The sequence below is a fragment of the Cupriavidus sp. CP313 genome (genome assembly GCF_054072015.1).
Window position 1 is genome coordinate 180,091 of record NZ_JBSVZB010000015.1, and the last position, 12,906, is coordinate 192,996.

The 12,906-nt window shown below is 62.7% G+C and carries 12 protein-coding genes; 6 read left to right on the plus strand and 6 right to left on the minus strand.

The annotated features are described in order from the left end of the window. Window positions 1-2 precede the first annotated feature (2 nt). The 3 genes from ACW4E8_RS20995 to ACW4E8_RS21005 are packed head-to-tail and all read right to left on the minus strand — an operon-like array spanning window position 3 to window position 3,256. A complete protein-coding gene (locus tag ACW4E8_RS20995; RefSeq protein ID WP_456806293.1) occupies window positions 3-1,436 on the minus strand; it encodes a UDP-glucose dehydrogenase family protein in 1,434 nt (477 codons plus the stop codon). Next, entirely contained in the window at window positions 1,414-1,887 is a 474-nt protein-coding gene (locus ACW4E8_RS21000) for a VanZ family protein (RefSeq protein WP_456806294.1), read from the minus strand. The genes ACW4E8_RS20995 and ACW4E8_RS21000 overlap by 23 nt, the downstream gene beginning before the upstream one ends. Beyond that, window positions 1,877-3,256: an undecaprenyl-phosphate glucose phosphotransferase gene (locus tag ACW4E8_RS21005; protein ID WP_456806313.1), complete on the minus strand. Its 1,380-nt coding sequence runs from the start codon at window positions 3,254-3,256 to the stop codon at window positions 1,877-1,879. Before ACW4E8_RS21005 ends, ACW4E8_RS21000 begins: the two co-directional genes overlap by 11 nt. Before the next feature lie 545 nt (window positions 3,257-3,801). Between ACW4E8_RS21005 and ACW4E8_RS21010 the strand changes: the two genes are divergently transcribed. Further along, window positions 3,802-4,620 carry a transcriptional regulator gene (locus ACW4E8_RS21010; protein ID WP_456806295.1) on the plus strand — a complete coding sequence of 273 codons (819 nt, stop codon included), beginning with the start codon at window positions 3,802-3,804 and terminating at the stop codon, window positions 4,618-4,620. A gap of 30 nt (window positions 4,621-4,650) precedes the next feature. Here the strand turns inward: ACW4E8_RS21010 and ACW4E8_RS21015 are convergent, their stop codons facing one another. Continuing rightward, window positions 4,651-5,277 (minus strand): helix-turn-helix transcriptional regulator, encoded by a 627-nt coding sequence (locus tag ACW4E8_RS21015; RefSeq protein WP_456806296.1) that lies wholly within the window; start codon window positions 5,275-5,277, stop codon window positions 4,651-4,653. 90 nt (window positions 5,278-5,367) lie between these two features. Here ACW4E8_RS21015 and ACW4E8_RS21020 point away from each other — a divergent pair, with 90 nt between their 5' ends. The 5 genes from ACW4E8_RS21020 to ACW4E8_RS21040 all read left to right on the plus strand — a co-directional run bounded on the left by ACW4E8_RS21020 (window position 5,368) and on the right by ACW4E8_RS21040 (window position 10,545). Continuing rightward, window positions 5,368-5,748, plus strand: a complete 381-nt coding sequence (locus ACW4E8_RS21020) for a hypothetical protein (protein WP_456806297.1) — start codon at window positions 5,368-5,370, stop codon at window positions 5,746-5,748. A gap of 348 nt (window positions 5,749-6,096) precedes the next feature. Continuing rightward, window positions 6,097-6,897 (plus strand): transcriptional regulator, encoded by an 801-nt coding sequence (locus ACW4E8_RS21025; protein ID WP_456806314.1) that lies wholly within the window; start codon window positions 6,097-6,099, stop codon window positions 6,895-6,897. A gap of 294 nt (window positions 6,898-7,191) precedes the next feature. After that, entirely contained in the window at window positions 7,192-8,889 is a 1,698-nt protein-coding gene (locus ACW4E8_RS21030) for a hypothetical protein (protein WP_456806298.1), read from the plus strand. Window positions 8,890-9,056: 167 nt separating this feature from the next. Further along, on the plus strand, window positions 9,057-10,178 hold the full coding sequence (locus ACW4E8_RS21035; RefSeq protein WP_456806299.1) for a hypothetical protein: 1,122 nt from the start codon (window positions 9,057-9,059) through the stop codon (window positions 10,176-10,178). A gap of 82 nt (window positions 10,179-10,260) precedes the next feature. Further along, entirely contained in the window at window positions 10,261-10,545 is a 285-nt protein-coding gene (locus ACW4E8_RS21040) for a hypothetical protein (protein WP_456806300.1), read from the plus strand. A gap of 141 nt (window positions 10,546-10,686) precedes the next feature. Here ACW4E8_RS21040 and galU read toward each other — a convergent pair whose 3' ends face one another. Together galU and ACW4E8_RS21050 are read right to left on the minus strand one after the other, a co-directional pair. Next, window positions 10,687-11,583 carry a UTP--glucose-1-phosphate uridylyltransferase GalU gene (galU, locus tag ACW4E8_RS21045; protein WP_456806301.1) on the minus strand — a complete coding sequence of 299 codons (897 nt, stop codon included), beginning with the start codon at window positions 11,581-11,583 and terminating at the stop codon, window positions 10,687-10,689. Between the two features lie 634 nt (window positions 11,584-12,217). Then, a complete protein-coding gene (locus tag ACW4E8_RS21050; RefSeq protein ID WP_456806302.1) occupies window positions 12,218-12,808 on the minus strand; it encodes a phosphatase PAP2 family protein in 591 nt (196 codons plus the stop codon). Window positions 12,809-12,906: the final 98 nt, after the last annotated feature.

The window sequence follows — 12,906 nt, forward strand, 5'->3', positions numbered from 1 at the left end:
GCTTACTGCGCCCGGGAGTATTGGCGGGAAACTGCTGCGGCAGCATTCTGTACGAAGGCGTCATTGGCGCTGGAGTTCCGGCGGCCAATCGCGTAATAGCTGAACCGGAGCTTCTCAAGCTCGTCCGGTTCGTATAGATTTCGGCCATCGAAAATAACGGGCGCTTTCAGCGCCGCCTTGATTGCCGCAAAATCCGGGGATCGGAACGACTTCCATTCCGTCACGACGACCAGCGCATCCGCACCAGTCAGTGCCGATGCCTGGTCGGCCACAATGCGCACACGCCCAATCGCCCCGGGCTGAGTCGCCAGATCGCTCTGGATAGCTTTCTTTGCTTCTTCCATCGCCACCGGGTCGAAAGCCTGCACCCTGGCGCCACGTGCCAGCAGTTCCTTGATGACCACGCGGCTCGGCGCCGCGCGCATGTCGTCGGTGTTGGGCTTGAACGCTAGCCCCCAGAGGGCGAAGGTCAGGCCGGAGAGGTCCTCGCCGTAATGCGAAACGATCTTCCGGACCAGGATGTGCTTCTGGTCGTCGTTGACGGCTTCCACCGCAGCCAGGATGCGCGGTGTCTGGCCGTACTCGTCGGCGGTGCGCTTGAGGGCTTGCACATCTTTGGGGAAACAGGATCCGCCGTATCCCGTGCCGGCGTAAAGGAAGCCATATCCAATCCGCGGGTCGGAACCAATTCCCTGGCGCACCAGTTCGATATCTGCCCCAACCACGTCCGCAAGGTTGGCCAGTTCGTTCATGAACGAGATACGGGTGGCCAACATGGCGTTGGCGGCGTACTTGGTGAACTCGGCCGACGCGATATCCATGTTGAGGATACGGTCATGGTTTCGGGTGAAAGGTGCATACAGGGAGCGCATGATTTCCCGCGCTTTTAGTCCGGCGACACCGGGCTCGGTGCCGATGACGATCCGGTCCGGGCGCATGAAATCTTCGATCGCGGCGCCTTCCTTGAGGAACTCGGGGTTGGAGACCACGGCAAAGTCGAGCGCCGTCAGGCCGCGTTCCTGCAGTTGCGCGGCGATGCATTCCCTGACCCTGGCCCCGGTACCGACCGGTACGGTCGACTTGTCCACCACGATCTTCGGCGTGGTCATGTATCGCCCGATATTGCGGGCGGCGGAGACGACGTAGCGCAGATCGGCGGAGCCGTCTTCGTCCGGCGGGGTGCCCACGGCGATGAACTGGATATCGCCAAAGCCGACACTAGTTTCGATGTCGCTGGTGAAGCGCAGGCGGCCGGCGGCATGATTGCGCGCGATGAGTTCTTTCAGCCCGGGTTCGTAGATGGGGACTTCGCCGGCGTTGAGCATCTCTATCTTGGTGGCGTCAAGATCCAGGCAAAGGACATCGTTGCCGAGCTCAGCCAGGCAGGTGCCGGTAACAAGGCCTACATAACCACTACCGATGATGGTGATCTTCATGTGCGCAGTCCGAGGGAGGAGGAGATCGATATGAAGCGCCGGCGTCTTTGCGCGCCATTGCGTTTACGAATGCGTTTACCAGCGAGAGCACGGCAATGGCGGCTAACGCTGCCGTCAGGTCAGTGAGCAGGTCCGCCAGGTTGGACGAGCGGTATGGAAAGAAGCCCTGGATGATTTCGTCCAGGCCGCCCAGCATGGCAACGCTAGCCAGCGTGATGACGGCCAGGTACCGCGAAAATGCCAGGAAGATCGTGCCGGCCAGGTAGGCGTACGCGCACAGGTGCATCAGCTTGTCGCCGTACTCCCGGTTGAGCGCCTGCGCCTTGCCGGGGATGCTGCCCACCGCAAGCATGGTCAGGAAGAACGCGATGGCGGCCGCGAGGCATAGCCTGCCCCGCGGCGTGAACAGCGCTGTAGCTTCGGCGCTCGGACGCGACAGGTCAATACGCATTCCGCCCCGTCCACCCCTTGAACGCCGTCCAGAAAATAATCCTCACATCCATCCAGAACGACCAGTTCCGGATATAGAAGATGTCGTGCTCCACCCGCTTGGCCATCTTGTCCAGGGTGTCGGTCTCGCCGCGATAGCCGTTGATCTGGGCCCAGCCCGTGATGCCGGGCTTGACGCGGTGGCGCATCATGTAGAAGTCCAACTGCTCCTTGTACATATTGTTATGCGCCATTGCGTGCGGCCGCGGGCCTACCACGCTCATCTCGCCCTTGAGCACATTGATGAACTGCGGCAGTTCGTCCAGACTGGTGCGGCGCAGGAAGGCGCCGATCGGCGTGATGCGGCTGTCGCCTTTGGTGGCTTGCGTGACGGTGCCATGCTCGGCGTGGACCTTCATGCTGCGGAACTTGTAGACGTGGATGACGCGGCCGTCCATGCCGAGGCGCTCCTGCTTGAAAAAGACGGGGCCCGGGGAGTCGCGCTTGATCAGGACGCCAATGATCAGGAACAGCGGCGACAGGGCGATGAGGACGAGCGCGGCAAAGGTGCGGTCGAAGATGGCCTTGATCGTGCCGCGCACGCCGAGCGCGGGCGGTCTGTTCATTTCCACCGCGGGCATGCCGAGGAAGTTGCCGACGTTGTGGTTGAGCAGGTCGAAGTCGAGCACGCTCGGCATCCACTTGATGTCGATGAAGTCATTGCGCAGGGAGAAGTTGATCTCCTGCATCAAGCGGAACTCGCTCATCGGCAGGGTCAGCCAGATCTCATCGATCCCTTGATCGCGTGCGAACTCGGGGATTTGGGCGCTATCGGTGATGCGCCGGCGTCCTTCTGGCGTGGGCTCGCCTTCGGGGGCGTAGATGCCGCTGACTTTGAATCCGGTGGCGTGGCTGGCGGTCGCGCGGCGGTACATCTCCTGTCCGGTACGGCCATAGCCAACGATGAGCACGCGCTTGCTGTTGGCGCCGGTGATGCGCAACAGGTTGAGCACGACGCGGCTGGCCACGCGCAGGCCCAGCAGACCGGCCAGCGAGAAGGCGTACCAGTAAACCATCCACAAGCGGGAGAGGGAGTCGGCCTGGTGCAGCAGGTAGGTCAGCAGAATGCTGATCAGCCAGACCAGGCTCCAGGCGGACAGCAGGCGCGTGGCGAGCGAGAACAGGCTGCGGCCACGCCATGAGCTGTAGAGGTCGAACCCGGGCAACACGATGAAGGCGATCGCGCAGCCGAAATACTGCACGAACAGGTGGATCGGCGCGTGCGCGCTGGCAAAGCGGACTTCGCTGGCCAGTATTGCCGCAAGCCAGATGGCGCCGGCGTCGAGCAGGCGAACCATCAGCGCGAGCTGATCGTGATGCCTGGCAAACATATCGCGATAGACACCCATTGCTTCCCCCGAAGCGTTCGCGTAATGGGCGCTCAAGCGAGTGCCCATGCCCTTTTTTCTCCTCCGAACTTGCAGGCCGTGCACAGTGGCGGCCAGGCTCGTCGCTGGCATGCATCTTGGTGTGCATGCTCTTGGCGCGGACAAAGCAGAGTCGTGCGGGACTGCCTTGCGGCAGTCGGTTCCATGGCGTGGCTGCGGTCAGCTAGTGACCGGCCACTGGCCGCATCCTTGAGTGCCGTCCATGGAACTGCAACGCTCTCTTCCTGCCAGCGCGCTGGTGGCGCCGGTGTGCTTCGTGTTTCTGGTGCGAATAGTGCGGTGCAGCGTGACCCGTCGGTACCCTGCATAAGAAGGGAAAGTGGGGCGATGTTTGTGTGGCACCTTTACGTCGCTCTCTTCCGTTTTGAGACACATGGTCAAGTGCGAGGGGCCGCCACGGCTAAAGTCTTGCGTCGGCATTGCGCGCAACGCGGTAGTGCCGATCTCAAGCCGGTGTCACGGCAATCTTCAGCAGGATGCAGCAAGACATGAAAGGGAACGTTTTTACCCGCGATGAGCTGGACGCCTATTTTTCTTCCTTCGTGGGCATGGAGGGGGGCAACCCGGCGGCAGCGGTCTGGATTTGCGATCATGTACCTACCACGGTGGGCTTGCCGCTGGCGGCGCCGCTGGCCCCGCAGCGAGTGCCGAGCGCCTGGGACGCGCACTTTCGTGTCGATCGCGCACACGATATGGCAAGGTGGCAGACGCACCAGCGCATCGCGCGCATCATGTCGGCCGCCTGGGAAATGGTGTTGTTCGCCCGGCGCGATAACTGCAGCTGGCAGCGCTATCTTGCCGAGTATCTCTACCGTGCGCGCGGCTGGGAATTCAAGCTGAGCCTGTTTCCGTTGCCGATTCGCGCGGACAACGGGCTGCCCTGGAAGCGGCTGCATGGTCAGCAGCCCGAGCTCAATCCCAAGGTCAACTACCTGTCACTGTGCCGCAACGGCGGGCGCTTCCGCTTCATCGAGACATTGCGCCGGCGCCAGCGCCCCAAGGTGGTGATCTGCCTGGGCGAGCGTCACGAGGATGACTACCTGCACGCGTTTGGCATGCGCGGCCTGCCGTGCACCGAGCATATGCTGAAGCCGGCCGACCAGGCGCGGGTACTGCGCGTCTACCAGGACCAGGGCACGCACTTGATTATCTGTCCCGCGGTGGCCGGCGCTGCCGGCCTGGGATCGGACGTCCTGTTGAATGCAATGGGGCACTTCATCAGCCAGTGGCTGACGATCGCCGATTTCCAGATGCGGCCAGAAGAGCCCGATCGGCACCGACAGGAAGAGACCGAAGCCTCGGTGTGACACCGTTTGGCCACTGCGGCCGCGGTGTCATCACGCGGCATGACGCTGCATCCATTGCTGATAATCCTTGCCCTGGACTGCGTTCGCGGCTTGCCAGAAGGCACGGTTGCCGGCGTCGGTGGCGTAGGCCCGCAGGTCGCGCGGTGACATGCCGAGGGTGCGTCGGAATGCGCGCGTAAAGTCGGACGGGCTGTTGAAGCCCAGCCCGTAGGCGATGTCGTTGACGGCCAGGTGAGGGTAGCGCACCAGGTCCTGCGCGGCAGCCCGCAGCCGGCTCTTGCGGATATAGGCTTGCACGCCGCCTTCGGGTTCGAACAAGCGGTAAAGGGTGGCTCGCGAGATTTCCAGCTTTGACAGCAGCCTGGTGGGCGACAGTCCGGCCTGGCCGGGATCGGCGTCTATCAGCCGACGGGCGCGTGCCAGTACGGCGCTGCGCACCGCGGCGCGAGTGCTGCCGTCCAGGCCCACGCCTCGCCGCAGGGCCCCGACCAGCAGCTCCACGCCGGTGTTCATGGCGTGCACGGCGGACTCGGGTGTCATGGTTGGCAGATCGCGACTGAGCGCGACGGCGTGTGCGATGGCCAGTCGGCTCAGTGGTGTGTCGGTCTCCACGATACGTCCGTGCGCGGCCTCGGCTTCCATGAAAATGTCTTCCATCGTTATGCGCGGGACGAAGAATGAGAGCGCGCGTGTTGCCTCGCGCCGCATCTCAATCGGCTGCCCAAGGTCCGTCAGCAGAATACCTCCGTGGCGCGGCTGCGGATTGCGGCGCTCACCCACCACTACGCCGGCGCTGCCTTCGACGAAGACCTGTATCGCGTGATGCCGTGCCGCGTCAGTCGAGATACGCGCGAGGCTGCGTTGCAGCGTGACGGCGTCACAGCGGCAATCCGTGAAAGACATGTCCGCGATCAGGTAGCGGTCGATGGCTGCGTGGAAGGGCGCAAGGAGGCTGTCGCGCGTGACTTCCAGGTCCATGACGTGCCCAACGCGTTGTCGCCACGCAAGTATCTGCCCCCTGGCGGCCTGCGGGCCATCGGCACCTACATCGAAGTGGCTGTGCGGCAAGCGTTCGGGTTCGGCACGCGTGAGGTGGGCAGGGTGGCGCGGTGGGGCAGTGACGTTTGACACGATTGATGGCGCGAAGCTTGCTGGCTGTTACCAGACGGTACAGAAGATTGGCACACGAGGCGACTTTAACCCAAACGCACGACGTACGTGTGACAGGCGGGCACGCTTGTAGCTTGACTTGCTACGAGTTTATTGAGGCCTCGCGCGCGTAATTGCCGTGATATTGCGTTGAACGTTACCCCGCTTACGAAGGGAAACGAGATGACAACGTATCCCTCGAATGGGGGGAGAAAACACGCTGATTCGCGCGCAGAATCCGGCCGCTGCCTAGTTTGTGTGGTGCAACAAATCGCTGAGCGGGGGCTCAGCCTTTTGGCATCCTTTACTCACCCACGCGGTAGAGGCATGAAAAAAGAACCGAATACAGTGTTTACGCGTGAACAGTTGGAAGAGTATTTCGCGTCGTATGTAGGGATGGAAGGCGGAAATCCGGACGCGCCAGTATGGTTTTGTGACAGTTCACCGCATCCGAGGGCGGTGTCGATGGTGGCGCCGCTGGTTCCGCACGCGCAAGCCAGTGCGTGGGACGCTGCGTACCGCCACAAGCACCGCGACCACATGGAGCGCTGGCAGTCTCACCAGAAGATTGCAAGGATCATGGCTGCAGCGCGCGCACATTTCTTCAACACGCCCCTGGGCGAGCGGGACTGGAAGCATTACTTCGACCATCATCTGTACGCGCCGCACGGCGCGGAGTTCAAGCTCAGCCTGTTTCCGCTGCCAGCGCGGCTGATTAACCAGACACCGTGGTCGACGGCATTCCGCGGCCAGCCGGAGCTTGTGCCCAGGCAGCGTTACCTCGAGCTTTGCCGCGACGGTCAGCGCTTCGCCTTCATCGACAGGATCCGCAGGCTCTGGAAGCCAAAGGTGGTGGTATGCCTGGGCGAGCGCCACGCCGACGATTTCGTGCAGGCGTTCGCTCTCGGGAATGTGCGCGGCGCCGACCACATCCTGCAGCCCGCTGACTTGCCCAAGACCCTGCGCGTGCTGGAGCACGACGGCACCACGTGGATCATCTGCCCGGCACTGGCCGGCGCAGCGGGACTGACGTCTGACGTGTTGCTTGACGCGATGGGGCAGTACATTGCCGGCTGGCTGGGACCGGGCGATTTTCCTGCGCTCTGCTCTGGTGCAGACGCCTGTTAGTAAGGATGTAGTGAGTCACGGCGAGCGCGCGTCGGCAATGCCGCAGTGCGGCTTACGGGGCTGCGCGCAAGGACAGGCTATCCCCCGCCAAGTAGGGGTGACACCGATTAGGGGATTTGTTTATCTGTGTGCTGGCGCGATCTGCAAGCTGCTGCAGCAAAAAACCGCTTGCGAGCCGAAGCGTGGCACGACAGGGCAGCGTAGGGCGCCGGAGACTGTGTGCGGCAGTATTCCGTCGCAGGATTACCCACCATGTATCGACGTACCGAAGTATCGATCTCAGGAGAGAGAAGCGTGCAAACCAAAACCCGGAACATTTTCACCCTCGGCATCATGGCTGCCGCCGCGGCAACGCTCGTTGCTTGCGGTGGCGGCGACGATTCGCCCACCCCGTCCCAGCCGTCTGTCACCGTGAGCGGCAAGGCGGTGGACTTCTACCTCTCTGGCGCGACGGTCACCTTCCTCGATTGCAGCAACAAGACCACGACGACGAATGCAACCGGCGACTTCACCTTCCCGGCCGGTTGCACCACGAGCGCGCTCAAGGTGACCGGCGGTACCGATATCGGTACTAACCAGCCGTTCACCGGGGTGCTGCAGGCACCGGCGGTGACATACAAGGAGGGCGTGACACCGGTGATCTCGCCGCTGACCACGCTGGTGGCGCAACTCGGCCCGACCCAGGCCGCTGCACTGGCGGCGAAGCTCGGCCTGGCAGGCAAGGACCTGGCCACGCTGGACCCGATGCAGGACGCAGCCACGCTCAGGGCGGCGGTCGTGGTACAGCAGCTGGTCGACCAGGTCGCCAAGACGCTGACGGGCCTGGCCACGGGTGGCACGCTGACCGCCGAGGCTGCGGCCGCAGCGGCTGCCAAGGCGGTCGCCAGCGCCGTGGCCAATGCGTCGGGCACGGCTGACCTGACCAGCAGCGCGCTGGTGACGACCGTGGTGTCTGGCGCTGTGCAGAACGCCCAGAGCGGCCTGCCCGCGAGCCTGCAGTCGAACATTGCCGCCGTGGCAGCCAACGTGGCCGCACTGGCCGCCCCGCTGATCACGAGCCAGGTGTCGAGCGTGAGCACGGCGCTGGACGACATCGAGCTGAGCAGCAGCCCGGCCGATACGTTGTCGCAGCTGAAGGCGAGCGGATCGATCAACGTCGTGACCGAGAGCACACAGACCACGACGACCACGGCGCTGGTCAAGGCCGTGACGCCGACCGCGCTGACCGATGCGTCGAACGCGTCCAAGCTGGCAGCGCTCGGCGACGCCGTGTCGACCGGCAATACCGCCGAGATCCAGCAGGCAGCCTCGAACCTGGGCAGCGCGGTGGACAGCACCGCGATCAACAACGTGGCGAACGCGGTCAAGCTGACCAACTACGTCCAGCTGTCCAACCTGACGATCAACGGCCAGGCTTACCCGATCACCGACACGATCTCGGTCACGGGCGGCACGCTGAGCTCGATCAAGGTCGCGCTGACGCAGAATGGTGATCCGTTCAATGGCGGCCCGTCGCAAGTGCGCGCCGGCCTGAGCTATACCTACGGCGGCAACGAGGTCAACGTCATCATCGAGAACGTGACGCTGACGTTCAACGGGACGCAACTGGTGAATGCGGTGGTGCCGGCCAACACGACCTATTCGTTCCAGATCAGCGGCAACCAGTCCGCTGCCGCAACCCTGACCAATGGCGTGGCGGACAATCTGTTCGACAGCACCAACGGCGGCTCGCTGAACCTGCCGTTCACGGTGTTCCTCGGCAAGCTGAAGTCTGCCGGCTCGCTGAGCCAGGCGCAGATTGACGCCCTCACGCCGAAGTCGGTCAGCACGTTCCCCGTGACGCTTGCGCTGACAGGTATTAGCGGCAGGGACGTGAAGCTGGGTGCGCTGGTGGACGGCAACGTGGAGAACGTCAAGACCGCGACGGTGAAGACTGACGCGGCCAAGGTGACCGGCGACGGCTTCAAGACTACGGTTACGCTCAACCCGTGACCGGCGCGTAGTGCTGCCTTCCGCCAGTATGGGGAAGGCCATGCCCCCGGTCATCCGGACGCATGCCTCAGGGCAATGCCATGGGTGGCCGGGTTCTTTTTGTGTCTGCGTCGAGTCCCTGGGGACGCGCCACGAATGAGGCTTGCCCCGCGGCCTCGGAGTTACTTATGCAGCTGTTTCGCAAGCGCCGGCTGGAGAAAGCCTGCGCCCTGATGCTGGGCCTGTCGTGCGCGGGCGCGGCCAGCGCCGCTCCGGACGATGTGTTCATGCAGGCCGAGCCCGCCACGGGCGAGTTCACCTCGGTGCGGGTGGAGGCCAGTTACGACATGGTCAATAGCACCGTAGACATCTTCAATCTGCGCGGGCGGCAGGGCCCCGTGTCGGAAAACGCCGGCGACTATAGCGGTGGCAAGCTGATGCTGGGCTACAAGTTCTCGCCGTACGTGTCAGCTTCGGCCACCTACTGGCGCCGCGGTATCGATTACGGACAGGACCACAACAAGATCGATAGCTGGATGCTGGCGCTGCACTATGACCCGCTGGCCGAACCCGGCGCTCGCGATCGCGTCATGGTGCGCTTCGCGCTATGGGGAGACCACTCCGGCAGCCTGGACCGCTCGTCGCCGGTCACGGTTCGCAACACGACCTTCAACAGCCTCACGGTGAAGGGCGCGAATGACGTCCAGGCCCAGGCCGACGTCATCTTCTCGGGCGAGCTGACCGAGCGCAACCAGCTCACGGGCTTCATCGGGCTCGGACTCAGCCGCGTGACCATCGACAGCATCAATACGCGCCTGCAGCGGGGCAATTGCAGTTTCAACGTCGCCATCGGCTCTGACAATATCGCCAATGGCTCGCTGGCCGCGCCGTGCACCGCGGGCAACGGCACCCTCCAGTCGGCCTCGTTCGCAGTCGATGCCAGCCAGTTCGGGATCAATTTCAACGACGATTTCAACTACACCGCCGGCTACCTGAACCTGGGCGGCTCATGGCGCTGGAAGTACGAGAACTTTTCCGCGCGGCTGGGCTACCAGTTCCAATACCTGCTGCGCAGCAATGTCGATAGCCGCGCGAAAACCTATGGCTACTCGCCGATTCGCTCGAACCATACGCTGGGGCTGGAGCTATCGTATGCGGTAGTGAAGAACGTGGAAGTGTTCCTGCGCGGACAGGCGTCGCTGTACAACTTCGTCGGCACCATCCCGTTCCTGTACAACGCCACGACCGCTGGCAAGCTGGACCGGTACTACGGTTACGGCTCGATCGGCATCCGATTCTCTGGGTTCTGAATTCGAGATCCAGACTCGGTCCTTCTCTTTCAACAGACATAGAATGGCTTGGAGGCGCGTGTAGCGTGGTCAAGTAGTAGTGTTGATTCCTGTTGATCACCAAGCCAATTTCGCTATGTCGCAATACACCCGGCTTGCAGTTCGAGCCTTGGGCATCGGTACGCTCATCGTTACCGTGGCCGTAGTCTTCCGGCAAGCATATCTGCGCGTTGCCACTGAGGCCGGCATTGCCAGCCCTACAGAGGAGCCCAGCGCAACGATGTTGAAGCAATGCGAGGCTATGCACAGCCGCCTGAAGAGTGGCCGTGTTTCCGAAGAAGCTGCAGAAGCAGACCGGGATCCGCGCGCCCTTTGTATCGAATCGTGATTGTTTGGGGCTGGCATCGCCGCTAGATACACAGCGGCGCTTGCAGTTTTGTTTGTGAACCGCCGTATGTGGAACCGCACGGACGGTGGTGTGAGAGGGTTGAGGGGTGCCCCCTCACCAACTCAATGGCAGGCAGCTTTGTCAGGCAACCACGCTGTCTGCCGGATGATGGCCATGCTGCTCCAGGTAGCTGCGGAAGTCGGCGCCGACTTCCTGGTGCTTCAGCGCGAACTCCACGGTCGCCTTCAGGTAGCCCAGCTTGCTGCCGCAGTCATAGCGGCGGCCCTGGTAGCGATAGGCCAGCACCTGCTCCTGGCTTAGCAGGGACTGGATCCCGTCGGTCAGCTGGAACTCGCCGCCGGCACCGGGCTTCAGCTCGCGCAGGTGGTCGAAGATGCGCGGCGTCAGGATATAGCGGCCGACCACGCCCAGGTTGGAGGGGGCATCTTGCGGCGCGGGCTTTTCCACGATGCCGGACATCTTGATGACGCCCTCGTCCCATTCGCGTCCGTCGACTACGCCATAGGAGCGGCTCTGCTCCGGCGCGATCTCTTCCACCCCCAGCACCGAGCAGTTGTAGTGGTTGTAGATGTCGACCATCTGCTTCATCACCGGCGGATGGCCGTCGATCAGGTCGTCGGCCAGCATGATGGCAAAAGGCGCGTCGCCCACCAGCTTGGCCGCGCACAGCACCGCGTGGCCCAGGCCAAGTGCTTCGGGCTGGCGCACGTAGAAGCACTCGACGTTGGCCGGCTTGATAGAACGGACCGCGTTCAGCAGCGCCTGCTTGTTCTTGGCCTCGAGCTCCACTTCCAGTTCGTAGGCCTTGTCGAAATGGTCCTCGATGGCGCGCTTGGAGCGGCCCGTGACAAAGATCATCTCGGTAATGCCGGCGGCTATGGCTTCTTCCACGGCGTACTGGATCAGCGGCTTGTCCACGACCGGCAGCATTTCCTTCGGGCTCGCCTTGGTGGCGGGGAGGAAGCGGGTGCCCAGTCCCGCGACGGGGAAGACGGCCTTGGTAACGCGGTTGTCCATATCCGGTGTTCCTTCTGAATGTTTAGTGGTTCAATCAGCTTCCACAACTCGTCATCAATGATCGGCTTGGGCATCTCCCTGATCCGTCGGCGCAGTTCGATGCTAGCCCGCTGGCATTTCGCCTCGAGCAGTTGTCGGAATTTCGTGTAATGCAGGCGCTAAAGCATGCGGGCGACGATTTGAGCTGGCCTATCTCGGCACCTTCTTCCTGGCGCTGAAGTCCAGGTCCTCCGCAACAGCGGCTTCCCCTTCGCCAAGGCGCCTTTGGGGGCTTTCCCTTTCAGGAATACGTGCGCACAACCTTGCTCTTGAGCGGCCATGGTCGCGCGGCGAGTATCCAGATACAGATCAGCGGCCCAAGAATCGGGATCAAGGAAAGATAGGCATATAGCGCGCTGAATCGCGCAGACCTGAACACAATGCGGAATGGAACGAACCATGCCGCCTCGAAGGCGACGAACGCTAGCAAATAGAGCATCGCGGCTTACCGGTGAGGTTGACCCAGAGCGAAGCGCATCCCTGTTTTATTGTGCGCTGCAACCTGATTCTACCTACTCGTAGGGTGCGCAGATCCCCCCTGAGTAAGGGACTGCAAGCGAATAGTTCCGACCCCGAAATCCCTCCCCACTTGATGTTAGCGTGCGGCCGAAACTGCGGGGAATGCACGTGCGCACAGACCTCGTGAATGTGCCTCGATCATGCTTTGGAAGGGCGCGTGATTTCCATACGCCGCGGTGGTGACGAGGATGAGCGCAGCAGCGGCGGCAACCGGTCGAAATGGTCTGAATTCAGAGCGCGTGAAAGCGCGAACAAAGAGCGCGCCGATGGCAGCGCCCAAAAGCCAGCCCGCGATGACTTCGGGAACCGTGTGCGCGTGATCGAAGACCCTGGCGACAGCAGTCAGCAGGCCGACAAGCAAGCCGGCGATGGCGCCGATGCCCGCGTTGCCTCCCATGCCCCGGGAAAGGAGTGCGATGGCGACGGTCCAGACAGCGGTCGACAGGGTGGTATGCCCGCTGATCATGCGAAATCCGATCGAGGAAATCTCGAACCCGCATCCCGCGTACAGGACTTTAGTGATGCCGGTGAGTGCCATGCCGGCCGACAGAAGCAGTATCCAGCGGATGGCCAGGCGCGGAGCTGATATTCCCAGCCAGACTGCGCATGAAATGGCGACTGGTAGCGTCAATGCGGCATCGCCGACATCGCTGATTGCGTTCCACATGGTCTCTTAGCAGGCTGTTGAAAAGCACTCCGCCATGAAGGGCGCAGTGCAGCTAAACACGACTCGACATGCGAATGGCCGCTGCATTCCTACCATGC